This window comes from Streptomyces sp. NPDC006872 (genome assembly GCF_040635845.1).
In the GTDB taxonomy this organism is placed as follows: domain Bacteria; phylum Actinomycetota; class Actinomycetes; order Streptomycetales; family Streptomycetaceae; genus Streptomyces.
Window position 1 is genome coordinate 22,973 of record NZ_JBEYIL010000015.1, and the last position, 24,851, is coordinate 47,823.

At 71.3% G+C, this 24,851-nt stretch carries 27 protein-coding genes; 12 read left to right on the top strand and 15 right to left on the bottom strand.

Annotated features, from left to right (window positions below):
* Positions 1 to 61: 61 nt before the first annotated feature.
* The 3 genes from ABZ725_RS35990 to ABZ725_RS36000 form a co-directional block, all read right to left on the bottom strand.
* Positions 62 to 268 carry a hypothetical protein gene (locus ABZ725_RS35990; RefSeq protein WP_358806618.1) on the bottom strand — a complete coding sequence of 69 codons (207 nt, stop codon included), beginning with the start codon at positions 266 to 268 and terminating at the stop codon, positions 62 to 64.
* 218 nt (positions 269 to 486) lie between these two features.
* The gene (locus ABZ725_RS35995; RefSeq protein WP_358806619.1) at positions 487 to 603 is read right to left on the bottom strand and encodes an SGM_5486 family transporter-associated protein; all 117 of its coding nucleotides are present in this window, start codon (positions 601 to 603) and stop codon (positions 487 to 489) included.
* Positions 604 to 682: 79 nt separating this feature from the next.
* Positions 683 to 2,209: an MFS transporter gene (locus ABZ725_RS36000; RefSeq protein WP_358806620.1), complete on the bottom strand. Its 1,527-nt coding sequence runs from the start codon at positions 2,207 to 2,209 to the stop codon at positions 683 to 685.
* 82 nt (positions 2,210 to 2,291) lie between these two features.
* On the opposite strand from ABZ725_RS36000, the gene ABZ725_RS36005 reads away from it, so the two are divergent.
* The gene (locus tag ABZ725_RS36005; protein WP_358806621.1) at positions 2,292 to 2,981 is read left to right on the top strand and encodes a FadR/GntR family transcriptional regulator; all 690 of its coding nucleotides are present in this window, start codon (positions 2,292 to 2,294) and stop codon (positions 2,979 to 2,981) included.
* Here ABZ725_RS36005 and ABZ725_RS36010 read toward each other — a convergent pair.
* The 3 genes from ABZ725_RS36010 to fabG all read right to left on the bottom strand — a co-directional run bounded on the left by ABZ725_RS36010 (position 2,962) and on the right by fabG (position 4,970).
* Complete coding sequence (locus ABZ725_RS36010; protein WP_358806622.1) at positions 2,962 to 3,303, bottom strand: hypothetical protein; 342 nt, start codon at positions 3,301 to 3,303, stop codon at positions 2,962 to 2,964. The two genes, ABZ725_RS36005 and ABZ725_RS36010, sit on opposite strands and share 20 nt — an antisense overlap.
* 174 nt (positions 3,304 to 3,477) lie before the next feature.
* Positions 3,478 to 4,245: an enoyl-ACP reductase FabI gene (gene fabI, locus ABZ725_RS36015; protein WP_351908261.1), complete on the bottom strand. Its 768-nt coding sequence runs from the start codon at positions 4,243 to 4,245 to the stop codon at positions 3,478 to 3,480.
* A gap of 5 nt (positions 4,246 to 4,250) precedes the next feature.
* A complete protein-coding gene (gene fabG, locus ABZ725_RS36020; protein WP_351908263.1) occupies positions 4,251 to 4,970 on the bottom strand; it encodes a 3-oxoacyl-[acyl-carrier-protein] reductase in 720 nt (239 codons plus the stop codon).
* A gap of 243 nt (positions 4,971 to 5,213) precedes the next feature.
* On the opposite strand from fabG, the gene ABZ725_RS36025 reads away from it, so the two are divergent.
* The 3 genes from ABZ725_RS36025 (at position 5,214) to tyrS (ending at position 9,524) form a co-directional block, all read left to right on the top strand.
* Positions 5,214 to 6,737 (top strand): TldD/PmbA family protein, encoded by a 1,524-nt coding sequence (locus tag ABZ725_RS36025; protein WP_358806623.1) that lies wholly within the window; start codon positions 5,214 to 5,216, stop codon positions 6,735 to 6,737.
* Between the two features lie 82 nt (positions 6,738 to 6,819).
* Complete coding sequence (locus tag ABZ725_RS36030; RefSeq protein WP_351908284.1) at positions 6,820 to 8,214, top strand: metallopeptidase TldD-related protein; 1,395 nt, start codon at positions 6,820 to 6,822, stop codon at positions 8,212 to 8,214.
* Between the two features lie 44 nt (positions 8,215 to 8,258).
* Positions 8,259 to 9,524: a tyrosine--tRNA ligase gene (gene tyrS, locus ABZ725_RS36035; RefSeq protein ID WP_358806624.1), complete on the top strand. Its 1,266-nt coding sequence runs from the start codon at positions 8,259 to 8,261 to the stop codon at positions 9,522 to 9,524.
* 60 nt (positions 9,525 to 9,584) lie between these two features.
* Here the strand turns inward: tyrS and ABZ725_RS36040 are convergent, their stop codons facing one another.
* Positions 9,585 to 9,863, bottom strand: coding sequence for a GlsB/YeaQ/YmgE family stress response membrane protein (locus ABZ725_RS36040; RefSeq protein WP_358806625.1), 279 nt, complete (start codon positions 9,861 to 9,863; stop codon positions 9,585 to 9,587).
* Positions 9,864 to 10,130: 267 nt separating this feature from the next.
* Between ABZ725_RS36040 and ABZ725_RS36045 the strand changes: the two genes are divergently transcribed.
* Positions 10,131 to 10,547: a DUF3099 domain-containing protein gene (locus ABZ725_RS36045; RefSeq protein WP_358806626.1), complete on the top strand. Its 417-nt coding sequence runs from the start codon at positions 10,131 to 10,133 to the stop codon at positions 10,545 to 10,547.
* 198 nt (positions 10,548 to 10,745) lie between these two features.
* Positions 10,746 to 10,967, top strand: a complete 222-nt coding sequence (locus ABZ725_RS36050) for a hypothetical protein (RefSeq protein ID WP_358806627.1) — start codon at positions 10,746 to 10,748, stop codon at positions 10,965 to 10,967.
* On the opposite strand, the gene moaA is transcribed toward ABZ725_RS36050, so the two are convergent.
* From moaA to ABZ725_RS36065, 3 genes are all read right to left on the bottom strand, one after another.
* Positions 10,964 to 11,953 carry a GTP 3',8-cyclase MoaA gene (gene moaA / locus ABZ725_RS36055; RefSeq protein ID WP_351908294.1) on the bottom strand — a complete coding sequence of 330 codons (990 nt, stop codon included), beginning with the start codon at positions 11,951 to 11,953 and terminating at the stop codon, positions 10,964 to 10,966. The genes ABZ725_RS36050 and moaA overlap by 4 nt on opposite strands.
* Before the next feature lie 160 nt (positions 11,954 to 12,113).
* Positions 12,114 to 13,742 (bottom strand): cation acetate symporter, encoded by a 1,629-nt coding sequence (locus tag ABZ725_RS36060; RefSeq protein ID WP_358806628.1) that lies wholly within the window; start codon positions 13,740 to 13,742, stop codon positions 12,114 to 12,116.
* The gene (locus ABZ725_RS36065; protein WP_351908298.1) at positions 13,739 to 14,095 is read right to left on the bottom strand and encodes a DUF485 domain-containing protein; all 357 of its coding nucleotides are present in this window, start codon (positions 14,093 to 14,095) and stop codon (positions 13,739 to 13,741) included. Before ABZ725_RS36065 ends, ABZ725_RS36060 begins: the two co-directional genes overlap by 4 nt.
* A gap of 396 nt (positions 14,096 to 14,491) precedes the next feature.
* On the opposite strand from ABZ725_RS36065, the gene ABZ725_RS36070 reads away from it, so the two are divergent.
* The 3 genes from ABZ725_RS36070 to ABZ725_RS36080 all read left to right on the top strand — a co-directional run bounded on the left by ABZ725_RS36070 (position 14,492) and on the right by ABZ725_RS36080 (position 18,590).
* Positions 14,492 to 16,021, top strand: coding sequence for a S8 family serine peptidase (locus ABZ725_RS36070; RefSeq protein ID WP_358806629.1), 1,530 nt, complete (start codon positions 14,492 to 14,494; stop codon positions 16,019 to 16,021).
* Between the two features lie 97 nt (positions 16,022 to 16,118).
* Positions 16,119 to 17,534, top strand: a complete 1,416-nt coding sequence (locus ABZ725_RS36075) for a CoA transferase (protein ID WP_358806630.1) — start codon at positions 16,119 to 16,121, stop codon at positions 17,532 to 17,534.
* Between the two features lie 69 nt (positions 17,535 to 17,603).
* Complete coding sequence (locus tag ABZ725_RS36080) at positions 17,604 to 18,590, top strand: CopD family protein (RefSeq protein ID WP_358806631.1); 987 nt, start codon at positions 17,604 to 17,606, stop codon at positions 18,588 to 18,590.
* Between the two features lie 24 nt (positions 18,591 to 18,614).
* On the opposite strand, the gene ABZ725_RS36085 is transcribed toward ABZ725_RS36080, so the two are convergent.
* From ABZ725_RS36085 to ABZ725_RS36095, 3 genes are read right to left on the bottom strand one after another with little or no spacing between them, the layout of a single operon-like run.
* On the bottom strand, positions 18,615 to 19,658 hold the full coding sequence (locus tag ABZ725_RS36085) for a zinc-dependent alcohol dehydrogenase family protein (protein WP_358806632.1): 1,044 nt from the start codon (positions 19,656 to 19,658) through the stop codon (positions 18,615 to 18,617).
* 48 nt (positions 19,659 to 19,706) lie between these two features.
* Positions 19,707 to 20,390: a lysoplasmalogenase gene (locus ABZ725_RS36090; RefSeq protein ID WP_358806633.1), complete on the bottom strand. Its 684-nt coding sequence runs from the start codon at positions 20,388 to 20,390 to the stop codon at positions 19,707 to 19,709.
* Positions 20,387 to 21,292 (bottom strand): sterol desaturase family protein, encoded by a 906-nt coding sequence (locus ABZ725_RS36095; RefSeq protein WP_358806634.1) that lies wholly within the window; start codon positions 21,290 to 21,292, stop codon positions 20,387 to 20,389. Before ABZ725_RS36095 ends, ABZ725_RS36090 begins: the two co-directional genes overlap by 4 nt.
* A 188-nt stretch (positions 21,293 to 21,480) precedes the next feature.
* Between ABZ725_RS36095 and ABZ725_RS36100 the strand changes: the two genes are divergently transcribed.
* On the top strand, positions 21,481 to 22,086 hold the full coding sequence (locus tag ABZ725_RS36100; protein ID WP_358806635.1) for a hypothetical protein: 606 nt from the start codon (positions 21,481 to 21,483) through the stop codon (positions 22,084 to 22,086).
* 113 nt (positions 22,087 to 22,199) lie between these two features.
* Here the strand turns inward: ABZ725_RS36100 and ABZ725_RS36105 are convergent, their stop codons facing one another.
* Both ABZ725_RS36105 and ABZ725_RS36110 read right to left on the bottom strand, forming a co-directional pair.
* Complete coding sequence (locus ABZ725_RS36105) at positions 22,200 to 22,469, bottom strand: hypothetical protein (RefSeq protein WP_358806636.1); 270 nt, start codon at positions 22,467 to 22,469, stop codon at positions 22,200 to 22,202.
* A gap of 186 nt (positions 22,470 to 22,655) precedes the next feature.
* Complete coding sequence (locus tag ABZ725_RS36110) at positions 22,656 to 23,375, bottom strand: VIT family protein (RefSeq protein ID WP_358806637.1); 720 nt, start codon at positions 23,373 to 23,375, stop codon at positions 22,656 to 22,658.
* Positions 23,376 to 23,479: 104 nt separating this feature from the next.
* Here ABZ725_RS36110 and ABZ725_RS36115 point away from each other — a divergent pair, with 104 nt between their 5' ends.
* Positions 23,480 to 24,490, top strand: coding sequence for a DEDDh family exonuclease (locus ABZ725_RS36115; protein ID WP_358806638.1), 1,011 nt, complete (start codon positions 23,480 to 23,482; stop codon positions 24,488 to 24,490).
* 95 nt (positions 24,491 to 24,585) lie between these two features.
* Positions 24,586 to 24,819: a hypothetical protein gene (locus ABZ725_RS36120; protein ID WP_143637050.1), complete on the top strand. Its 234-nt coding sequence runs from the start codon at positions 24,586 to 24,588 to the stop codon at positions 24,817 to 24,819.
* The last annotated feature ends 32 nt before the right edge of the window (positions 24,820 to 24,851 follow it).

A 24,851-nucleotide genomic window follows, 5' to 3' on the forward strand; every position in this document is an offset into this window, starting at 1 on the left:
CAGCTTCGCATGAAACAGGCCATGGGGCGCAGGGAGTTGACATGCGGTTTCACCCGCGGTTCTAGCGTGCTATCAGCTGCTGTACGCGCTCGACGAGGTGGGTGATCGCCGGGTCTCCGGCGGCCGCCCGGGCGTCGGCGGGGTTCAGGAGCAGCACGAGGAGGGTGATGAAGCCGAGCGTCGGGAGGGCGAGGGCCCACCAGGGCAGCCGGATGTCGACGCCGCCCGGGGTGGCCGGGCGGGGCCGGGTGTGCGTAGGGGCCGACATGGTGCCTCCGCTGTCTTCGAGTGGTCCGTGGTCGGTGGACCGTGGCGCGTGATCCGCGTCGCGCGGTCACCACTCGAAGTTACGGAATCGGCGGCCCTCAACCCATCCGGTGCTCCACCCACTTGACCCTGACCCTGGCCCCCTAGGGGACAGGGGGGTTAACCCCACCCCGCCCACCCCTCGAGCCGGGTCGGGCCGGGCCGGGCCGGGGCGGGCCGTCAGGGGGAGGCGACGGTCGCGATGACGGCGATGATCACGAAGATGGCGAAGAACGAGCCGAAGACGAGCAGCATCTTCTTCTGGCCGTTCTGCGGGTTCGGGTCGAGCACTGGCATACGGCAAGTCTCGCACCCCGTGTCCACGACGGTTCCCCCGGGGTCGGCGGTGTCGCGGCGGTCAGCTGTGTCACGGAGGTCACCGGGGTCGGCGGGCGGCCTCCTCCTCCACCGTGCGGTCGCGGCCGGCCAGGACGCCCACGACCGTCTGCGGGACCATCAGCGCCGCCATCAGCGCGAGAGGCAGGCCCCAGCCGCCGCTGTGCTGGTAGAGCACGCCCACCAGGAGCGGGCCGGGGATGGAGATCAGGTAGCCGGTGCTCTGCGCGAAGGCCGACAGCTGGGCCACGCCCACACCGGTCCTGGCGCGCATCCCGACCATGGTGAGGGCCAGCGGAAAGGCGCAGTTGGCGACGCCGAGCAGCAGGGCCCAGGCCCAGGCGCCGCCGGCGGGCGCGAGGTACAGGCCGGCGTATCCGACGAGGCCGCAGCCGCCGAGCGCGAGCACGATGGGGCCCTGCTGCGGCAGCCGGGTGGCGACGCGCGGTATGACGAAGGCGAGGGGGACGCCCATCGCCATCGTCACCGCGAGGAGCAGTCCGGCCGTGCTCGCGGGCACGCCGGCGTCCCGGAAGATCTGCGGCATCCAGCCCATGGTGATGTAGGCGGCGGTGGCCTGGAGACCGAAGAAGACGGCGAGCGCCCAGGCGGTACGGCTGCGGGTGATGCGCAGCGGGGCGGACGGCCGCGGCACGCGCGCGTGGGCCTGTGCTGCGGACGGCCGTCCCCCGCGCGCGTGGGCCTGTGCTGCGGACGGCCGTCCCCCGCGCGCGTGGATCTGCGCGGCGGATCGCGGCCCTCGCGCGCGTGCCGCGGACTCCTCCCCCGCCTCCGACCGCCCCTGTTCGGCAGGCTTCCCCGCCTCCGACCGCCCCTGCTCGGCAGGCTTCCCCGGCCGCCTCTCAGGCCGCTTGTCCGCCGTCCTCGCACCGCCCGCGCCCGCGTCCAGGCCCGCGCCCACGCCCCGGTCGCGTGCGAGCAGCAGCCACGGGAGGACGGCCGCCGCCGCCAGGGCCGCCCACACCGCGAGGCCGGTTCGCCAACTGCCGCCCAGGGTCTCGGTCATGGGCACGGTGACCGCGGCGGCGGTGGAGGTGCCGAGGGCGAGGGCCATCGAGTACAGGCCGGTCATGGAGCCGACCCGGTCCGGGAAGTGGCGCTTGACGATGACCGGCATCAGGACGTTGCTGACGGCGATGCCCATGAGGGCGAGCGCGCTCGCGGCGAGGAAGCCGGCCGTGCCTGCGGCGTAGGGGCGGACGAGCAGTCCCGTGGCGATCGCGCCCATGCCCGCGCAGACCACCGCGCCCGGCCCGAAGCGGCGGGCGAGCCGGGGGGCCATGACGCCGAAGACGGCGAAGCAGAGCGGGGGCACGGAGGTGAGCAGTCCGGCCGCGCTGCCGCTCATGCCGAGCCCGTCGCGGACCTCTTCGAGGAGGGCGCCGAGGCTGGTGATGGCGGGCCGGAGGTTGAGGGCGGCCAGCACGATGCCGACCACGAGCAGCCGTCTCGTCCACGCGCGTGTGACCGCTCGCGGGGGCTCGTCCTCGCCCGGGGTACGGAGGGGCGGTGAAGTGGTCGTCGTCCGGGTCTGCTCGCTCGCCATGCCGCCCATCATAGAATCATGGGATGATTGGTTGTCCATGTCCGGGTGCGGATCCGGCGCCCCGTCCGTGCGAAGGTGTGCCATGCCCCTGAGCCATCCCCGTCGCTCGGCGTTGTCCGAGCAGGTCATCGCCGAGCTGCGTACCCAGATCACCTCGGGCGAGTGGCCGGTCGGCTCGCGGATCCCCACGGAGCCCGAGCTGGTCGAGCAGTTGGGCGTCGCGCGCAACACGGTCCGCGAGGCCGTCCGCGCGCTCGCGCACAACGGGCTGCTGGACATCCGGCAGGGCTCGGGCACCTACGTCGTGGCGACCAGCGAGCTGGCGGGCGTGATGCACCGCCGCTTCGCCGACGCCGACCCCGGGCACATCGCCGAACTGCGCGCCACGCTGGAGTCGAGCGCGGCGAAGCTGGCGGCCGGGCGGCGGACGGAGAAGGACCTCAAGCAGCTGGACGCGCTCCTGCTGCGACGCGAGGAGGCGTGGGAGTCGGGCGACACGGAGGCGTTCGTGGCGGCGGACGCGACGTTCCACCTGGCCGTGGTGGCGGCCTCCCACAACGACGTCATGACGGCGATGTACGCGGATCTCGGAGAGGTGCTGCGGGACTGGCTGCGCGAGGACGTCGGCGCGGAGCTGACGCCGGAGACGTACATGGACCACACGCGGCTGGTGGACGCGATCCGCGCGGGCGACGCGGCGACGGCCGCCGTGGAGGCGGCCGGCTACCCGTTGCTGTGCCGGCCCGGACGGTTCACACCTTCTGGTGACTGACCCAGGCCGAGCGGACCTCCTTCCAGCAGCGGCCGGTGAGCCGTACGGTCTGGGCGGGGCCCGCGTCGGCCGGGGTGCCGTCGGTGTCGAGGTCCCACCAGCGGTCGCACTCGATGTGCAGACGGACGCGGTCGGTGTCGACGTACGGGTTGTGGCAGTAGGCGACGACGCGGGAGCCCTCGATGCCGGTGCGGCACTCCGCGCCGAACGGATCGGGGTGCTCGGAGTGCCCCACGCGCGTGTGGGGAAGCGCCTCGTACGCCGGGCAGAGGACGAGGGCGACGGCAGCGGTCACTGGGGCGAGGCTACGGAGCAGGCGCACAAGGGAACCTCCTCGGCAGAGCTGGGGAGGGAAGCGCGTGGTGAACGCGTACTTCAGAGTGCCTGGTGGGAGCCGCCCACCGCCCGGCCAGGTAGGCCGAACGAGTGATGGGTGAGGGCCCGCGTCCGACCGGACGCGGGCCCTCACCCGACACTCAGTGCCTCAGCGGCGGCGTCACGCTCCGATGGCGTGCAGACCGCCGTCCACGTGGATGATCTCGCCCGTGGTCTTCGGGAACCAGTCGCTCAGCAGGGCGACGACACCGCGGCCGGCCGGCTCGGGGTCCTTGAGGTCCCACTCCAGCGGGGAACGCTCGTCCCAGACGGCGGCCAGGTCGCCGAAGCCCGGGATGGACTTGGCGGCCATGGAGCCGATCGGGCCCGCCGAGATGAGGTTGCAGCGGATGTTCTGCTTGCCCAGGTCGCGCGCCATGTAGCGGCTGGTGGCCTCCAGGGCGGCCTTGGCGGGGCCCATCCAGTCGTACTGCGGCCACGCGTACTGCGCGTCGAAGGTGAGGCCGACGACCGAGCCGCCGTTCTGCATCAGCGGGAGGCAGGCCATGGTGAGCGACTTCAGGGAGTACGCCGAGACGTGCATGGCCGTGGCGACCGACTCGAAGGGCGTGTTGAGGAAGTTGCCGCCGAGGGCGTCCTGCGGCGCGAAGCCGATGGAGTGCACGACGCCGTCGAGACCGCCGAGCTCCTCGCCGACGATGTCGGCCAGCCGGCCGAGGTGCTCGTCGTTGGTGACGTCGAGCTCGATGACCTTGGTGGGCTTGGGCAGCTTCTTGGCGATGCGCTCGGTCAGCGTGGGCCGCGGGAACGCGGTCAGGATGATCTCGGCGCCCTGCTCCTGGGCCAGCTTGGCGGTGTGGAAGGCGATGGAGGACTCCATCAGCACACCGGTGATCAGGACGCGCTTGCCCTCGAGAATTCCGCTCATGGTGATCAGTGACCCATTCCCAGTCCGCCGTCAACGGGAATGACGGCTCCAGTGATGTACGAGGCGTCGTCCGAGGCGAGGAACCGCACCGCTGCGGCGACCTCCTCGGGCTGCGCGTAACGACCGAGCGGCACCTGCTTCACGATGCCCTCGCGCTGCTCGTCGGTGAGCACCTTGGTCATGTCGGTGTCCACGAAGCCGGGCGCGACGACGTTGAAGGTGATGTTGCGCGAGCCGAGCTCGCGGGCGAGGGAGCGCGCGAAGCCGACCAGACCGGCCTTCGAGGCGGCGTAGTTGGCCTGGCCGGGACCGCCGAACAGTCCGACGACCGAGGAGATCAGGACGACGCGGCCCTTCCTGGCGCGCAGCATGCCGCGGTTGGCGCGCTTGACCACCCGGAAGGTGCCGGTGAGGTTGGTGTCGATGACCGAGGTGAAGTCCTCCTCGGACATGCGCATCAGCAGCTGGTCCTTGGTGATGCCGGCGTTGGCGATCAGGACCTCGACCGTGCCGTGCTCGGCCTCGATCTCCTTGTAGGCCTGCTCCACCTGCTCGGCGTCGGTGATGTCGCACTTGACCGCCAGGCAGCCCAGCTCCGTCAGGGCGGCCGGCGGCTCACCCGAGCGGTATGTGATCGCGACCTTGTCGCCGGCGTCGACGAACGCGCGGGCGATGGCGAGGCCGATGCCCCGGTTTCCTCCGGTGACGAGAACCGAGCGGCTCAACGGATCACCCTTTCGGTAGGGATCTGAAACACCCGCCCGAGCACTGGATGGCAGGCGGCTTCCCTCGAAACCTATCGGTCCGATTCGGGTCGCGGACATTCGGGCACCGACAGTGGCTTACGGGAGTGTCTGTGGGGTCCCTACAGAAAGTTTGCGGACGCGGGGCGGAAAGGTGTGGTCCGGGGGCCACCGGGCGCGACATGATCGATGCCTCACACGCGACGACACCAGGGAGAGACGTAGGTGCCCCACAGCATCGATGAAAGTTTCACGGCCCTACCCCTACGCGCCCTCGCCGACGCCGCTCTCGCACGCGCGCGTGCGCTCGGGGCGGACCATGCGGACTTCCGGTTCGAGCGGGTGCGCAGCGCGTCCTGGCGGCTGCGGGACGCCAAGCCCTCCGGGTCGTCCGACACGACGGATCTCGGATACGCGGTACGAGTGGTGCACGGCGGCACATGGGGGTTCGCGTCCGGCGTGGATCTGACGATGGACGCCGCGGCCCGGGTCGCCTCACAGGCCGTGGCGATGGCCAAGCTCTCCGCGCAGGTCATCAAGGCGGCCGGGTCGGACGAGAGGGTGGAGCTGGCCGATGAGCCGGTGCACGCCGAGCAGACGTGGGTCTCGTCGTACGAGATCGACCCGTTCACCGTGCCCGACGCGGACAAGGCGGCGCTGCTCGCGGACTGGAGCGCACGCCTGCTGGCGGCGAACGGGATCAACCATGTGGACGCCTCGCTGCTCACCGTCCACGAGAACAAGTTCTATGCCGACACGGCCGGGACGGTGACCACCCAGCAGCGGGTGCGGCTGCACCCGACGCTCAACGCGGTGTCGGTCGACGAGTCCAGCGGCGAGTTCGACTCGATGCGCACGATCGCGCCGCCCGTCGGACGCGGCTGGGAGTACCTCACCGGCACCGGGTGGGACTGGGACGACGAACTCGACCGGATCCCGGAGCTGCTCGCCGAGAAGATGCGGGCGCCGAGCGTCGAGCCGGGGCTGTACGACCTGGTCGTCGACCCGTCCAACCTGTGGCTGACCATCCACGAGTCCATCGGCCACGCCACCGAGCTGGACCGCGCCCTCGGCTACGAGGCCGCCTACGCCGGCACCTCCTTCGCCACGTTCGACCAGCTCGGCAAGTTGCGCTACGGCTCGGACCTGATGAACGTCACGGGCGACCGCACCGCCGAGCACGGCCTGGCGACCGTCGGCTACGACGACGAGGGCGTCGCGGGCCAGTCCTGGGACCTGGTCAAGGACGGCACGCTCGTCGGCTACCAGCTGGACCGGCGGATCGCGAAGCTGACCGGGTTCGAGCGGTCCAACGGCTGCGCCTTCGCCGACTCCCCCGGCCATGTGCCGGTGCAGCGGATGGCCAACGTGTCGCTGCGGCCGGATCCGGCGGGCATGTCGACCGAGGGGCTCATCGGGAGCGTCGACCGGGGCATCTATGTCGTCGGCGACCGGTCCTGGTCCATCGACATGCAGCGCTACAACTTCCAGTTCACCGGACAGCGCTTCTTCCGGATCGAGAACGGGCGGATCACCGGGCAGTTGCGGGACGTGGCCTACCAGGCGACGACGACCGACTTCTGGGGCTCGATGGCGGCGGTGGGCGGTCCGCAGACCTACGTCCTCGGCGGCGCCTTCAACTGCGGCAAGGCCCAGCCCGGGCAGGTCGCGGCCGTCTCGCACGGCTGCCCGTCGGCCCTGTTCAAGGGCGTCAACATCCTCAACACCACGCAGGAGGCCGGTCGATGAACGTCAGCTTCGGAGTCGGCTGGGGGTCCGGGGGTTATCCCCCGGAAAAGCACAGTCTCAACACCACGCAGGAGGCCGGTCGATGAGCGCCCGTACCACCAAGCCGCACGAGGTCGTCGAGCGCGCCCTCGAGCTGTCGCGGGCCGACGGCTGCGTCGTCATCGCCGACGAGCAGTCGACGGCGAACCTGCGCTGGGCCGGCAACGCGCTCACCACCAACGGCGTCACGCGCGGGCGCACGCTCACCGTGATCGCGACGGTCGACGGCAAGGAGGGCACCGCCTCCGGGGTCGTCTCGCGGTCCGCCGTGACCCCGGACGAGCTGGAGCCCCTCGTGCGGGCCGCCGAGGCCGCCGCGCGCGGTGCGGCACCGGCCGAGGACGCGCAGCCGCTGGTCACGGGCGTGGCGCGGTCCCCCGAGTTCACGGAGGCGCCCGCGGAGACGTCGTCCGCCGTGTTCGCCGACTTCGCGCCCGCGCTGGGCGAGGCGTTCGCACGCGCGCGTGCGGGAGGCCGTGAGCTGTACGGGTTCGCCAACCACGAGCTGGTCTCGACGTACCTGGGCACGTCGACCGGGCTGCGGCTGCGGCACGACCAGCCGAACGGAACGCTGGAGCTCAACGCCAAGTCCCCGGACCGTACGCGCTCGGCGTGGGCGGGGCGCTCGACCCGGGACTTCAAGGACGTGGACCCGGCCTCGCTCGACGCCGAGCTCGCCGTCCGTCTGGGCTGGGCGGAGCGGCGGATCGAGCTGCCCGCCGGGCGGTACGAGACGCTGCTGCCGCCGACCGCGGTGGCCGACCTGCTGATCTACCAGATCTGGTCGGCCTCGGGCCGGGACGCGACCGAGGGCCGCACGGTGTTCTCCAAGCCCGGCGGCGGCACCCGGCTCGGCGAGAAGCTGACCGACCTGCCGCTGAGTCTGCGCAGCGACCCGAACGAGCCGGGCCTGGAGTCGGCTCCGTTCGTCATCGCGCACTCCTCCGGCGGCGATCAGTCGGTGTTCGACAACGGGCTGCCGGTGCGGTCCACCGAGTGGATCGGCGAGGGGCAGCTGAAGCAGCTGACGACCACCCGGCACAGCGCCGCCCTGACCGGCCTGCCGGTGGCTCCCGGGACCGACAACCTGATCCTGGACGGCGGTGACGACCGCTCCCTGGAGGAGATGGTCGCGAACACCGGGCGGGGGCTGCTGCTGACCTGCCTCTGGTACATCCGCGAGGTCGATCCGGCGACCCTGCTGCTGACCGGTCTGACCCGGGACGGCGTCTATCTCGTCGAGGACGGCGAGGTCGTCGGCGAGGTGAACAACTTCCGGTTCAACGAGTCGCCGGTCGGCCTGCTGGGGCGGGCGACGGAGGCGGGGCGCACCGAGAAGACGCTGCCCCGGGAGTGGAGCGACTGGTTCACCAGGGCTGCGATGCCCGCGCTGAGGGTGCCGGACTTCAATATGAGCTCTGTCAGTCAGGGCGTATAACCTCGTACTCGATTCACGAGACCACTCAAGGAGACAAGAGAACCGTGACGGACATCGTCGACGAGCTGAAGTGGCGGGGGCTGTGGGCCCTGTCCACCGACGAGGACGCTTTGCGCAAGGCGCTCGCGGACGGTCCCGTCACGTTCTATTGCGGTTTCGACCCGACGGCGGCCAGTCTGCACGTCGGCCACCTGGTGCAGGTCCTCACCATGCGCCGGCTGCAGCAGGCGGGCCTGCGTCCGCTGGCCCTGGTGGGCGGGGCGACCGGCCAGATCGGCGACCCGCGCCCCACGGCGGAGCGGACGCTGAACGACCCGGAGACGGTCGCGAACTGGGTGACGCGGCTGCGGGCGCAGATCGAGCCGTACCTGTCCTTCGAGGGCGAGAACGCCGCGGTGATGGTGAACAACCTGGACTGGACGGCCGGGCTGTCGGCCATCGAGTTCCTGCGTGACATCGGCAAGCACTTCCGCGTCAACAAGATGCTCACCAAGGACTCCGTCGCCCGGCGCCTGGAGTCCCAGGAGGGCATCAGCTACACGGAGTTCAGCTACCAGCTGCTGCAGGGCATGGACTTCCTGGAGCTGTACCGGAGGTACGGCTGCACGCTGCAGCAGGGCGGCAGCGACCAGTGGGGCAACCTCACGGCGGGCCTCGACCTGATCCACCGGCTCGAGCCGGAGGCCGAGGCGCACTGTCTGGCGACGCCGCTGATGGTCAAGGCGGACGGCACCAAGTTCGGCAAGACCGAGGGCGGCGCCGTCTGGCTCGACCCGGAGATGACGACGCCGTACGCGTTCTACCAGTTCTGGTTGAACGTGGACGACCGGGACATCTCGACGTACCTGCGGATCCTGTCCTTCCGGTCCCGTGCGGAACTCGAGGAGCTGGAGAAGCAGACCGAGGAGCGTCCGCAGGCCCGTGCCGCTCAGCGCGCGCTGGCCGAGGAGCTGACGACGCTGGTGCACGGCGCCGACCAGACGGCCGCCGTGATCGCCGCGTCCAAGGCCCTCTTCGGCCAGGGCGAGCTCAGCGACCTCGACGACCGGACGCTGGCCGCGGCCCTCTCCGAGGTGCCGCACGTCCAGGTCGCCGAGCTCGGCCTCGTCGTGGACCTGTTCGCCGAGGTCGGCCTGGTGGCGAGCAAGTCCGCCGCGCGGCGGACCGTGAAGGAGGGCGGGGCCTACGTGAACAACGTCAAGGTCACCGCGGAGGACTCCGTCCCGGCGAAGGAGGAGCTCATCCACGGGCGGTGGCTGGTGCTGCGGCGGGGGAAGAAGAACCTGGCGGCGGTCGAGTTCACCGGCTGACCTGCAGAGCGGCCGCGGGGTGACCTCCTGACGGAGGCCGGCCCGCGGCCGAACCCGTTCTCAGGCCTGTTGCTTCCGCTTGCCCAGCGTCGCCATGTAGAGCATGTCGCCGAGGGCGACGATGATGATCGCGGCGATCAGCTGGAAGGCGTGGCGGCTCCAGTCGATGCCGGGGGTGGACTCGACGCCTGCCCAGCGGGCGATCGCGTTGCCCACGATCGCGCCCAGCATGCCGAAGATGGTGGTCAGCCAGAGCGGGCTGTGCTGCTTGCCCGGGATGATCGCCTTGGCGATCAGACCCAGCACGAATCCCACGATGATCGCCCACAACCAGCCCATGACTGCCTCCTCGTACCGCTCGACGTGAGCATGGCCCTGCTCGACGTGAGCATTGCCCTTGAGTCTCGGTCCGCCCGCCGTACGCCGCACGTCGGGTACGGCCGTACGCGGGACGCCGCAGAGCCTTCGCCCGGACGGGAGACGACCCGGTCTCGAAGGCGGCGCAGGCGCGGCGTAACGTGGACGGTGTCCGGACCCGGATCCCCGATCGGGTGCGGACGACGGAGTGGCCGAGGCGAGGCCGATGCGGGCGGACGGTGGAATGTGATGCGGAAGCAGGGTGGCGGCGGGCACGTCGAGGTGTTCCGGATCACCGGTGCGCGCCAGGGGCTCCAGGACGATGTACGGGGCCGGCAACGGCGGTACATCATCTCCATGTCGATCCGTACGTTGTCGGTGATCCTCGCGGCGACGCTGTGGAACGTGGAACGGCACGTGGCCGTCGTGGCGTTGGTCCTGGGGGTGGTTCTCCCCTATATCTCGGTGGTGATCGCCAACGCGGGGCGGGAGAACGTGCCCTCGCTCCCCTCCACGTTCCTGAAGGCGCCGGTGCGGACCATGATCGCGCCGCCGCGGGCCTTCGACGATGCCGCGGAATCCGTCCCGGGAAAGACGGAAAAGGAAGGCTTCGCGGAATCCGTCCGGGAGGAATCCGTGCCCGGTCAGGCCGAACGGAAGCCATGAGCCCGCCCTGAACGGGCTGTGCGGCAAGCTCAGGAAAAGCTCAGATCAATCATGTTGTTCCAGTGCCGTGGGAGCGCTCGGCCGTGACATACTTCGTACGCGCTCCGCATCCCCCGTCGGAGCGACGGACCGACGCCGGGCAGCTCCCCCCGTGGCTGCTCGGCGTCGCCTTTTTATGCGCACACGTGAGACGGTTCTGTGACTGACGAGACCCCCATCTGTTCTGCCAAGGGCTGCCGCGTCGACGCCGTGTGGGTGCTCGCCTGGAACAACCCGAAGATCCACACGCCGGAGCGGCGCAAGACCTGGCTGGCGTGCGAGGAGCACCGGGAGCATCTGTCCCAGTTCCTCGGTGTACGGGGTTTCCTGAAGGATGTCGTCCCGCTGACCGAGTGGGAGGGGCCTCAGGCGCAGGGCTAACCGCCGATCGCCGACATCGGTCGGTCCGGCTGGAGGAAGCTCGGGTCGTCCAGGCCCGAACCCGCTTTCTTGCCCCACATCGCCAGGCGCCAGATGCGGGCTATCTCCTCGTCGGGTGCGTCGGAGCGCAGGGCCGCTCGCAGGTCGGTCTCCTCCCGGGCGAAGAGGCAGGTACGGATCTGGCCGTCGGCCGTGAGCCGGGTGCGGTCGCAGGCGGCGCAGAACGGGCGGGTGACGGAGGCGATGACGCCCACTCGGTGGGGGCCGCCGTCCACCAGCCAGCGTTCGGCCGGGGCCGCGCCTCGTTCGTCCCGGCCCTCGGGGGTGAGGTCGAAGCGGGTGCGCAGGGAGGCCAGGATGTCGCCGGCCGTGACCATGCCCTCGCGCTTCCAGCCGTGCTGCGCGTCCAGCGGCATCTGCTCGATGAAGCGCAGCTCGTAGTCGTTCTCCACGGCCCAGGACAGGAGGTCCGGGGCTTCGTCCTCGTTCAGGCCCGGCATCAGGACCGCGTTGACCTTCACCGGGGTGAGGCCTGCCTCGCGGGCGGCTTCGAGGCCTTCGAGGACGTCCTTGTGGCGGTCGCGGCGGGTGAGCTTCTTGAAGACGTCCGGGCGCAGGGTGTCGAGGGAGACGTTGACCCGGTCCAGGCCCGCCGCTTTCAGGGCGGCGGCGGTGCGGCGCAGGCCGATGCCGTTCGTCGTCAGCGACATCTGGGGGCGGGGGGTGAGGGCCGCGACGCGCTCGACGATGCCGACCAGGCCGGGGCGCAGCAGGGGCTCGCCGCCCGTGAAGCGGACCTCCTCGATGCCGAGCGTGGAGACCGCTATGTCGATCAGGCGGACGATCTCGTCGTCCGTGAGGAGGTCGGGCTTGGCCAGCCACTGCAGGCCCTCCTCGGGCATGCAGTAGGTACAGCGCAGGTTGCACCGGTCGGTCAGCGAGACTCTCAGGTCGGTGGCCACTCGGCCGTAGGTGTCGATGAGCACGTGGGCCCCCTCCCTCGCAGCAGATCGCTTGTCTTTCTCCGTCACTTGCGAGCCTACGTGACACCACTGACATCGAAAGAGCCCGATCCCACGAGGCAAGACGCGGCCGCGTCGTAGGGATCTACGACGCGGCCGCGGGGGGAGCGTGGCAGGTGGGTGCTCAGTGGGCTCCGGTGCCGGTGAGGGAACGGACCTCCAGCTCGGCGAACTTCTTCGTGTCGGGCTCCTCCTTCGACAGCAGGGTGCCGACGACGCCCAGCAGGAAGCCGACCGGGATCGAGATGATGCCGGGGTTCTCCAGCGGGAACCAGTGGAAGTCGGCGTCCGGGAACATCGAGGAGGGCTTGCCCGAGACGACCGGCGAGAACAGCACCAGGCCGACCGCGGTGACCAGGCCGCCGTAGATCGACCAGAGGGCCCCGGAGGTGGTGAACCGCTTCCAGAAGAGGCTGTAGAGGATCGTCGGCAGGTTGGCCGAGGCGGCGACCGCGAAGGCGAGCGCGACCAGGCCGGCGACGTTCAGGTCACGGGCGAGGGCGCCCAGCAGGATGGAGACCGCGCCGATGCCGACGGTGGCGTAGCGGGCCGCGTTGATCTCCTGCTTCTCGGAGGCCTGGCCCTTCTTGATGACGTTCGCGTAGATGTCGTGCGCGAAGGACGAGGACGACGCCAGGGTGAGGCCGGCGACGACCGCGAGGATCGTGGCGAAGGCGACCGCCGAGATGGTGGCCAGCAGGATCGCGCCCCAGTTGGAGTCGACGCCGCCGAGGTGCAGGGCGAGGAGCGGTGCGGCCGTGTTGCCGGCCTTGTTGGACGCGATGATCTCGTCCGGCTTGATGAGCGCGGCGGCGCCGAAGCCGAGGGCGAGGGTCATCAGGTAGAAGGCGCCGATCAGGCCGATGGCCCAGATGACCGACTTACGGGCGGCCTTGGCGGTGGGCACGGTGTAGAAGCGGATCAGGATGTGCGGCAGGCCCGCGGTGCCCAGGACGAGGGCGATGCCGAGGGAGATGAAGTCCAGCTTGGTGGTGCCGGTGGCGCCGTACTTCAGGCCGGGCTCCAGGAAGGCCGTGCCCTTGCCGCTGTTGGAGGCGGCCGAGCCGAGCAGATCCGAGACGTTGAAGTCGAACTTCAGCAGGACCAGGAAGGTGAGCAGCAGGGCGCCGGCGATGAGCAGGACCGCCTTGACCATCTGGACCCAGGTGGTGCCCTTCATGCCGCCGATCGTCACGTAGACGATCATCAGGACGCCGACCAGGGCGACGATGCCGATCTTGCCGCCGTCGCTGGTGATGCCGAGCAGGAGCGAGACCAGCACACCCGCGCCCGCCATCTGGGCCAGCAGGTAGAAGATCGAGACGACGATGGTGGAGGTGCCGGCGGCCGTGCGGACGGGGCGCTGGCGCATGCGGTACGCCAGCACGTCGCCCATCGTGTAGCGGCCGGAGTTGCGCAGCGGCTCGGCGACCAGGAGCAGGGCGACCAGCCAGGCGACGAGGAAGCCGATGGAGTACAGGAAGCCGTCGTAGCCGAAGAGGGCGATGGCGCCGGCGATGCCGAGGAAGGACGCGGCGGACATGTAGTCGCCGGAGACGGCGAGGCCGTTCTGGAAGCCGGTGAACTGGCGGCCGCCGGCGTAGAAGTCGGCGGCGTCCTTGGTCTGGCGGCCGGCCCAGACGGTGATGACGAGGGTCGCCAGGACGAACACCGCGAACAGTGTGATGATCAGTGTGCGATGCTCGCTGGCCTCACCGGCGGCGAGCAGGGTGGTGTGCTGTGCGGGGCTCATGCGCCGCCCTCCATCCGGGACTTGATGGCTTCGGCCTTGGGGTCGAACTTGGCGGCGGCGGTCCGTGCGTACCACCAGGCGATGAGGAACGTGGTGAGGAACTGACCGAGGCCCAGGGCGAGGGCCACGTTGATGTTGCCGAAGAGCTTGGTGCCCATGAAATCGCCCGCGTAGTTGGACAGCAGGACGTACAGCAGGTACCAGGCGATGAAGGCGATGGTCAGCGGGAAGGCGAAGCCACGGTAGGCGCCGCGCAGTTCACCGAACTCCGCGCTCTCCTGCACCGCGACGAACTCCTCGCTGGAGGGGAGTTGGGTAGGGGCTTTCGAAGGGGGCGGTGTCTCGGTGGCCACGGAGTCTCCTCGTGCTTGCAGGTGGCGGGTCGGGCGGGGGCTCGATCGTGCACGGGCTCCCTGCACAAGGGCACGGCGGCGCGCGAGGGCCGGTTCAACTCGATCGGGTTCTTTCGGAAGTCGCCGCATGGACCTCGTCCGAGCCACACCCGGACCTCGTCCGAGCCACACCCGGACCTCGTCCGAGCCACACCCGAGCCTCGTCCGGGCGACACCCGGACCTCGTCCGAGCCACGCCCGAGCCTGATCTGAGCCTCTTTCGGAAGTCGTCCCCAAAGGTCATTGCTGGCCAGCGAGTCCGGGAGATAGCTTCGGCACAGCACAACCCGTCATGTACCTGCCCAAGCAGCACCTGCGCTTGGGCCAGGTCCCGTTTCCGGATGATGTGGAGACCCCATGGCTCATCTGCCTTCCAGACGCCGCCTCGCTCTCGCGGTGCCCGTCGTGCTGTCGCTGACCGCCTCCCTCGGCTTCCTGCCGACGGCGGCCTCCGCGGCCCCCGTCACGACCTCCGCCACCCAGACGGCCGACGCCGGAACCCTGGCGTACGTCGTCAACACGAAGGTGGACCACCGCACGATCGGTTCGGTGAAGAAGGCGATCGCCGCGGCCGGCGGCACCGTCGTCGCGACCTACGAGAAGATCGGCGTGATCGTCGTCCACTCGGCGAACCCCGACTTCGGCGCCCAGATACGCGCGGTGCGCGGCGTGCAGTCGGCGGGTGCGACCCGTACCGCGCCGCTGAGCCTCGCCGGGACGACCGACGAGGGCGCGGCACAGATCCTGTCGCAGGCGCAGGCCACGAAGGTCGAGAAGGCGTCCGACGCCGCGGGCCAGAGCGAACCGCTCGAGGCCGACCAGTGGGACCTGCGCGCGATCGGCGCCGACAAGGCCGCCGAGATCAACCCGGGCAGCAAGAAGGTCACGGTCGCCGTGATCGACACCGGCGTCGACGACACCCACCCGGACCTCGCGCCGAACTTCTCCGCGTCCCAGTCGGCGAACTGCGTCGGCGGCGTCGCGGACACCAGCGAGGGCGCGTGGCGCCCGTACACCGCGGACGACTACCACGGCACGCATGTCGCCGGTGAGATCGCCGCGGCCCGCAACGGCATCGGCGTGGCGGGCGTCGCGCCCGGGGTGAAGGTCGCCGGCATCAAGGTGAGCGACCCCAAGGACGGCCTCTTCTACCCGGAGAACGTCGTCTGCGCCTTCGTGTTCGCCGCCGACCACGGCGTCGAGATCACGAACAACAGCTACTACGTCGACCCGTGGCTGTACAACTGCATGGACGACCCCGACCAGAAGGCCATTGTTGACTCGGTCAACAGGGCCCAGCTGTACGCCCAGAAGAAGGGCACGCTCAACGTCGCCTCGGCGGGCAACTCCAACCACGACCTGGACTCCGACTCCCTGGTCGACGCCTCGAGCCCGGACGACTCCACGCCGGTCGAGCGGACGATCGACCCGCACGAGTGCTTCGACGTGCCGACCCAGCTGCCGGGCGTCGTCACGGTGAGCGCGACGGGCGTCAAGGGCACCAAGTCGTACTACTCCACCTACGGCCTGGGCGCCATCGACGTCGCGGCTCCGGGCGGCGACAAGTACCAGATACCGGACACCCCGTCCGCCAACGGCCGCGTCCTGTCGACGATGCCGAACAACGCGTACGGCTTCCTGCAGGGCACCTCGATGGCGTCCCCGCACGTGGCCGGTGTGGCCGCGCTGCTGAAGTCGACGCACCCGTGGGCGACCCCGGCCCAGCTGCAGGCGCTGCTCAAGGCGCAGGCGAACAACCCGGGCTGCCCGACCGAGCCGTACGACGGCAACGGTGACGGTGTCGTGGACGCGACCTGCGTGGGCGGCAAGCGGGTGAACGGCTTCTTCGGCTTCGGCGTCGTGAACGCGCTGCGCGCCGTGAAGTAACACGCGCCGCGAGGGGCCGGGCGGATCATCCGTCCGGCCCTTCGTCGTGCCCGGAGCGGACCATATATTGATTGAATCAATACTGCACAATACAGTCATGACTGACATCAAGTTCGCCTGGTCGGAACTGGGCGGCGATCCCGCCCTCCTCGCGCGCGTGTCGACCGTCGCCCGGGAGGGCGCCCTACCGGCGCGCCTCCCCGTGCGGGAGCTGGCGCGGGCCTGCGTGGGCGCGTGTGCGCTGGCCGGCGCCGAGCTGGGGGCGCGGCGGGCCGGCCTCGCGGAGGTCCCCGCGGTGCGGGTGGACGACGGGGCGGTGGCCGCCGCGTTCACCAGTGAGCGGCAGGTGCTGGTCGACGGGCGGGCGCCGGTCCTCTTCGCCCCGCTGTCACGGTTCTGGCGGACGGCGGACGGCCGGGTGCGCACCCACGCCAACTACCCGCACCACCGCGCGCGGCTGCTGAAGGCGCTGGGCATGTCCGAGGACGCCGACCCGGCCACCGTCGAAGCGGCGCTCGGCGAGCGCTCCGCCCTGGACGTGGAGGACGCGGTGTTCGCGGCCGGGGGCCTGGCCGTGGCGCTGCGCACGCCCCAGGAGTGGGCGGCGCACGAGCAGGCTGCCGCGATCGCCGCTCGCCCCTTGGTCGAGCGGGGCCGGTTGGACGGGGCACGCGCGCGTACGTTCGCGCCGCTCGACGGCACCCCTGTGCTGCCCGCCGCCGGGCTGCGCGTGCTGGACCTGACCCGGGTGCTCGCCGGGCCGGTCGCCACCCGCACCCTCGCCCTGCTGGGCGCGGACGTCCTGCGCGTCGACGCGCCCCACCCGGCCGAGCTTCCCGACCAGCATGCCGACACGGGCTTCGGGAAGCGCTCGGCGCTGCTGGACCTGACGGCGACGGCGGACCGGCGCGTCTTCGAGGAGCTGCTCGCGGCGGCGGACGTCGTGGTCGCCGGGTACCGGCCGGGCGCCCTGGACCGGTTCGGGCTCTCCCCCGAGGCGCTGGCCGAACGTCGGCCCGGGCTGGTCGTGGCGCAGGTGTCCGCGTGGGGCGCGTACGGGCCGTGGGGCGGGCGGCGCGGCTTCGACAGCCTGGTGCAGGCGGCCACCGGCATCGCGGCCGTCGAGGGTTCGGCCGAGCGGCCCGGCGCACTGCCCGCGCAGGCCCTCGACCACGGCACCGGCTACCTGCTGGCGGCAGGCGTACTGCGGGCGCTGACCGAGCAGTCGCACGACGGCGGCAGCCGGTTCGTACGGCTGGCGCTGGCGCGGACCGCGGCATGGCTGACCGAAGACGCCCGGATGGACGAAGCCAAGGGCAAAGGGACGGCCAAGGCGGGAGCCCCGAAGACCGGCGGGGACGCCCGCGTCGACCCGCAGCCCTGGCTCACGGAGGCCGACGGCCCCATCGGACGGCTGCGGTATGCCCTTCCGCCGGTGTCGTTCGACGGCGGGCCGCGCGACTGGGCGCGTCCTCCCGGGCCTTGGGGGGCCGATCCGGCGCGCTGGCTGTGACCTCAGGCCGCAGTCAGGGCAGTCCAAACCGATTTGCCCCACTTTGATGCGCATGGTGAGGATCCTGCCATGGCGCTCATACGACCGACCGACGCAACCAGCTCCGGCTCTGAAGCCGGTTCCCGCTCCGCACGCCGTACCCGGCCCGGTCCCGGTCTCTACCGGGCGGTGGCGGTGCTCGTCCTGGTGGGACTCGGTGCGCTGGTCCCGCTGCTCGGGCCGTCCGTCGCCGCGCACGGCACCGGGGGGAGCGCGGCCCCCGACTCCGGTGTGGTCGCGCTGCTGCGGGCGGCCCTGTTCGCCGCGCTGTGCGTGCAGGTGGGCGAGGTGTTCGTGACCGGGTTGGCCCGGCGGGTGCCCGAGGCCCCGCCCGGCCGGCCGGGCGGCTGGGCGCCGTACGCGGCCGTCGTGGGGTTCGCGGCCGCGGCGACCGCCGGAGAGCTGGCGCCGCACGGCCACGGCTCACGGTCCGGCGTCCTGGCCCTGCTGGAAGCGATCGCGTTCGCCGTGGCGGGGCTGTGCGCACTCTCGCGTCGGCCCGGCCGTCAGATGTGGCCGCTCGCGGCGGTGGTCCTGGCGGAGGCGCTGCGCGCGCATCCGCCGACCGAGCACACGCCGTTGATCGGCTCCGCGCTGACCCTGGTGCATCTGACGTGCTCCGCGCTGTGGGCGGGCGGACTGCTCAACGTGCTCCGCACGCTGCGGCGGTGGGACGACGCGGAGGCGGGCGGCGCACTGCTCGGGCTCTACGCGCGCGTGGCGGCCGTCCTGTTCGCCGCGGTCACCGCGACCGGGCTGTGCAGTTCGCTGCGCCGACTGCCGTCGGGGCCGGTGCTCGATCAGCTGACGACGACGGCGTACGGGCGCGTGCTGCTCGCGAAGGTGCTGCTGGTCTGCGCGGTCGCCCTGCTCGCCCTGTGGGCGCGGACCCGGCTGCGCCGGGCCCCCGACCCACGGGCCGCCTGCATCCCCGCGCGCGTGGAGGTCGTCGCGCTGGGCGTGGTGGTCGCGGCGTCGGGGTTGTTGACGGCCTTGCCGCTGCCGATCAAGGGTTGATCCACCTGTTGATCAGGTGGACTGTCAGGTGGTGACCATCACCTTGAGGGCGGTGCGCTCGTCCATCGCCTTGTAGCCGTCCGGGACGCCTTCGACGTCCACGGTCAGGTCGAAGACGGGCGACGGGTCTATGGCACCGCTGAGGACGTCGGGCAGCAGCTCGGGGATGTAGGTGCGGACCGGGGCGACGCCGCCGCGCAGTGCGATGTTGCGGTCGAACAGGACACCGAGGTCGAGTCCGGTGCCGCTGCCGTGCGGGACGCCGACGAAGCCGATGGCGCCGCCGTCACGGGTGATGTCGACGGCCGTCCGCATGGACTGCTCGGTGCCGACGGCCTCGACGACCGCGTGCGCGCCCTGGCCCCGGGTGAGTTCGCGGACGGCCTCGACGGCCGCGTCCCCGCGTTCGGCGACGACGTCGGTGGCGCCGAAGCGGCGAGCGATGTCCGTACGGACCTGGTGGCGGCCGAGCGCGATGATCCGTTCGGCGCCGAGCCGCTTGGCGGCGAGCACCGCGCACAGGCCGACGGCGCCGTCCCCGACGACCGCGACGGTGGCGCCGGGCCGCACGCCCGCGCCGAGGGCGGCGTGGTGGCCGGTGCCCAGCACGTCGGACAGGGTCAGCAGCGCGGCCAGCAGACGGTCGTCGGAGGCCGCCTCCTTGGGCAGCCGGACGAGGGTGCCGTCGGCGAAGGGCACGCGCACGGCCTCGCCCTGGCCGCCGTCGTAGCCGATGGAGCCCCAGAAGCCGCCGTGCTCGCAGGACGTCGTCAGGCCCTCGCGGCAGTAGTCGCAGACGCCGTCGGACCACATGAAGGGCGCGACGACGAGGTCACCGCGCCCGAGCGTCGTCACCTCGGAGCCGGTCTCCTCGACCACGCCGAGGAACTCGTGCCCGATCCGCTGGCCGGGCCGGCGGGCGGCCTCGCCGCGGTACGCCCACAGGTCGCTGCCGCAGATACAGGCGCGCAGCACCCGGACCACGGCGTCGGTGGGCCGTTGCACCACGGGCTCGGGCACGTCCTCCACGCGCATGTCGAACGGGGCGTGGATGGTGGTGGCGCGCATGGCGAGGGTCCTTCTCGTTGCTCGTGCGATCTGTGCTGTTCGGTGCGCTCAGGGGGTGGTCGAGCGCACTTCACGGTACGTCGTCGCCGACGGGCGTCGCTCGCCGAGGGTGCCGCGGACCAGCAGGAACTGCGCGGCGAGGTACGTGAGCATGATCCAGAGGTCGGGGCGCGGGGGCTGCGGCCAGTCGGCGACGCCGGTCGCGATCAACGTGTCGGAGAGCAGGAACAGCGCACCGCCGGCGCCGGCGACCGGGCCGAGGCGGGTGGTGGCGGTGTACGCCATGGCGGTGAGCAGGGTGCTGTAGACGGCGACGGGGAGGCGCAGCTCCGGCGGGAGGCCGGGCCACAGCAGGGCGACGGTGGCGATGCAGGCGGTGGCGTAGCAGGGGGCGAGGAGCGCGCCACGCGCGCGTGGGCGGCCGACGCGGGCGAACAGCGCGAGGTAGCAGAGGTGCCCGGCGGCGAAGGAGGCCATGCCGGCGAGGAAGGCGGGGTCGGCGTCGGAGAGGAGCAGGACGTCGCCGCCCCAGCCGCACAGGAGGGCGACGACCAGGAGCCGAGGCGCGCCGCGCAGGGCCGCCCAGGCGGCGAGGAGGGGCATGAGGAGCGGCTTGGCCACGACATGCCCGGCGTCGAAGCCGACCGCGAGGCTGAGCAGGTCGACGGTGACGGCGAGCGCGAAGAGGACGAGGAGGACGGAAGGGGCGGCGAGGGCGCGGGGGCGGGTCACGCGGACGTGATCTCCTCGACCGGAGCGGCGGGGGCGGGCGTGGGTGCGGGCGCGGGCACGGGCGCGGGTGCGGGTGCGGGTTGCCAGCCGGGGCCGCGGAAGACCCGTCCGGCCCGCTCGCGCCAACTGCCCGCCGTCTTCACGTCCTTGACGATCGCGACGTATTCATGAGTGGCCACCTTGATCGGGTTGAACGTGTTGATGTTCTTGGTCAACCCATAGACGGGCCGGTCCACCTCGGGCACGAACGAGCCGAAGAGCCGGTCCCAGACAATGAGGATGCCGCCGAAGTTGCGGTCCAGGTAGCCGCCCTGGGAGGCGTGGTGGACGCGGTGGTGGGAGGGCGTGTTGAACACGAACTCGAACCACCGGGGCATCCGGTCGATCCGCTCGGTGTGGATCCAGAACTGGTAGACGAGGTTCGCCGAGGAGCAGAACGCGAGCGCGGCCGGGTGGACGCCGGCGGCGACGAGCGGGACGTAGAACGGCCAGACGGTCAGCGTGGTCCAGGGCTGGCGCAGGGCGGTGGTGAGGTTGAACTTCTCGCTGGAGTGGTGGACGACGTGGCAGGCCCACAGGACGCGGATGACGTGGTGGCCGCGGTGCGACCAGTAGTAGAAGAAGTCCTGCCCGAGCAGCATCAGCGGGAGCGTCCACCACAGGGCGGGGACGCGAAGGGGCGTGAGTTCGTAGATCGCCGTGTAGATCGCGACGATCGGGATCTTCCAGACGAAGTCGAAGACGAGACTCCCGAGCCCCATGCCGACGCTCGTCACGGCGTCCTTCGTCTCGTATCCGGCCGCGTCCTCGTCGGGATGGATCCGGACGCTGATCATCTCGACCACGGTGAGCAGCACGAAGGCGGGTATCGACCACAGCACGACATCGGGCAGGTTCGGCATGGGTGCACCGTAGAACCGCTGGTGGGCTGCGACTAGACGTTGTTACCCACAAGTATTACCAACGGTACGCGCTTGCTTGTTGGCGATCTCCGCCAACCGACCCCCAGGGCGGACGCGGCTTCGCGCCAGGTGCTCGCCGGAAACCCTCTCGACGCCGTCGGCAGGCGCGGCCAGGTGAGGTGGCCGCGATGGCGGCCCGGCTGCTGCCGGCTGGGCCGCGGGCGCGCGGCTACTGGGCAGCGAACTGGCCGACCTGGTGCGACCCGGTGGCCCCTGCGGTGCTCGCCGAGCCCTACCGGTCGGCCGCGACCGTATGGTCCCGGGAGTGGGTGGACGGCCAGGTCGCCGCGCATGCGGCGGCGGGGCGGTCGTGGGCGGAGGCCGACGCGCACGACGCGCTGTTCCCCTTCGAGGAGATCCCGTCCGCGGGTGTCGTCCCGGAGGCGTCGCCGTTTCTGCACGACGCTTTCCTGGGTGCGGCGCTGGCGCTGCCTCCGGGATACCGGTACCACCCGCGCCTGCCGTCGGCCTATCTACGGTGCAAGGCCCAGGTGGTGCGGCTGCTTCCCTCTGGGGCGCTGTCGGTGCTCCCCCGGCGCAAGCAGTACTTCGCCGGATCTCTGGGCCGTCAGACCACGGGCGGGCGGCCGGCGCCGCGGTGCGTCGAGGCCGGGCTGCTCGATCCGGTGGCACTGGCCGCCGAGACCGACACGGCGGTGTTGCTGACGGTGGCCGCGCTGGAGCGGTGGCTGGCCGGGGCGCAGCAGCACGTCGCGGCGGTGACGACCGGCTGACCCGCCCTCAGAAACCCGTGGAGCAGGGGAGACGGGTGAAGGAGAACAGGCGGTCGATCTCCGTCAGACCCGCCCGGTCGTACATGCGACGGGCAGCGGTGCGGTCACGCACGTCACCGGGCGGGGCGTCGTCGTCGACGTAAAGGATCACCTGGTCGGCGCCGAGTCGGGCGAGCAGGTGCAGGGTCGCCGGGCCGGACGGCGTAGGAGACGACGCCGAGCGCCTGACCGTCGGCGTCGTGCAGCACGTCCGTTGCGGGCGCCTCCAGTTCGGCCCACCAGGCACCGTCCACGGGCGACCGGCCGGCCAGGGCCTCGGCGAGCATCGCCCGGGTCGTCTCGGGCTGGCCGGTGAGCCGGTCCGCGTTGACCAGATCGAGCACGGCCCGCTCGTCGTCCGCTTCGCAACGCCGTACCGACAGCCGCGGGTGGCACGCATCGCACAAGGGCAGGTCACACATTCGGCGGACGAACTTCCCTTCGCATCCCGGCAGAGCACGCCCAGCCCCCGCCCGGAAGCGTCAGCGCTCACTCGCATACGCAAGAACACGCTCATACGTAGTCACGCGTCATCCGTTCCCGACCCCCGCCGCCCCCAGCACCGACCCCACCAGATACGTCACCCCCATCGCCAGCGCCCCGCCTCCCACGTTCCGCAGGACCGCGCGGCCCGGGGCAGCCGCGCCCAGGCGGGCGCTGCTCCAGCCGGTGACGGACAGGGCCACCAGGACGGAGACGACCGTCACCGGGAGGCGCCAGTCGGTCGGGGGCAGGACGATGGACAGGAGGGGGAGCAGGGCGCCGGCCGTGAAGGCGAAGAAGCTCGCGACGGCCGCGTGCCAGGGGTCGGTGAGGTCGTCGGGGTCGATGCCGAGCTCCACGCGCGCGTGGGCCTTCAACGCGTCCCGTTCCGTGAGCTGGACGGCGGCCTCCCGGGCCACCTCCCGGGTGAGGCCCCGCTCCTCCAGCAGCTCGGTCAGTTCGTTCAGCTCGGCTTCCGGCTGCTCGCGCAGTTCCCGGCGCTCCAGTGCGAGGGCGGCCTTCTCGGAGTCCCGCTGGGTCGACACGGAGACGTACTCCCCCGCCGCCATGGACATCGACCCGGCGAGCAGACCGGCCAGGCCGGCCGTCAGCAGCGCCGAGCGGTCGTCCGTCGCGCCGGCCACGCCGACGACGAGGCCCGCGGTGGAGACGATGCCGTCGTTGGCGCCGAGGACCGCGGCCCGCAGCCAGTTCAGCCGGGATCCGAGCGAGCCGTCGTGGGCCTCGGCGTGGGTTGGTTCGGTCACAGCAGGGAGGATGACACCTCAGGAGGGCACAATGCGCCAACCGCGAGGGTGACTTCGGGGGAGGTGCGACGAGGTGTCAGTGGCGGCCCGTATCCTCAATGACCATGCTCGAAGACCACACGACGACAGCGTCCTCCCCCACGGAGTGGCCGACCGCGTATCCCCAGGGGTACGCGGTCGTTGACGTGGAGACCACCGGCCTGGCCCGGGACGACCGGATCATCTCCGCCGCCGTGTACCGGCTGGACTCGCGCGGCGAGATCGAGGACCACTGGTACACACTGGTCAATCCGGAGCGGGATCCGGGGCCGGTGTGGATACACGGTCTGACCAGCGAGGTGCTGGAGGGCGCTCCCCTCTTCCAGGACGTGGCCGAGGAGTTCGCCGCCCGGCTCGACGGACGGGTGCTCGTCGCGCACAACGCGGTCTTCGACTGGCAGATGATCGCGCGGGAGTACGCGCGCGCGCAGCGCGAGGCTCCGGTGCGGCAGCGGCTGTGCACCATCGCCCTCTCCAAGGAGCTGAGGCTGCCGCTGCCCAACCACAAGCTGGAGTCGCTGGCGGCCCACTTCGGCGTCGTCCAGCAGCGGGCGCACCACGCGCTGGACGACGCGCGCGTGCTCGCGGAGGCGTTCCGGCCCAGTCTGCGGGCCGCGGCCGCGGGCGGTGTCCGGCTGCCGCTGATGGAGTGCCGGCCGCTGACGGAGTGGACCGACCGGCCCGCGCCCCTGATCGGTCGGCAGGCGAGCGGTCCCGGCGGCGGTCAGGGCGGCTACAGCAGCTACCGGCCGAGCAGTTGGCGACCGTCCCGCAAGCGGCCGGCCTGTCCGTATCCCAACCCCGGTCGATACGAAGACGACAAACCGCTCAAGCAGGGCATGCGGGTCGCCTTCTCCGGCGACACCTCGGTCGAGCGCGAACTGCTGGAGGACCGGGCCGCCGAGGCGGGGCTGCATGTGGCGACCAGCATCTCCCGGCTGACCAGCCTCCTCGTCACCAACGATCCCGACTCGGGCACGTCGAAGGTGGTGAAGGCACGCCAGTTCGGGACGCCGGTGGTGGACGAGGCGGCCTTCGGGCAGCTCCTGCGGGATGTGGAGAGCGCCGACGAGTGAGCCGTGCGCGAGCGACCCGTACGTACGGGTGATTGGCACGCGACTCGCCCGCCGCCCGCTCGCCCGCGCGGGGGCGACGGCTCACCCTGTGGCGCATGGCGAGATGCGAAGTATGCGGCAATGACTACGGGATGACCTTCGAGGTTCACGCTCAGGGCGCTGTGCACGTCTTCGACTGCTTCTCCTGTGCGATTCATCGCATGGCACCGATCTGCGAGCACTGCCGGGTCCAGATCATCGGGCAGGGCGTCGAGGTCGAGGGTCACTGGTACTGCGGCGCGCACTGCGCCCGCGCGGAGGGCAGGGTGGGCATCATCGACAAAGTGTGAATCGACGAAGCCTGAGCCGACCCGACCTGGAA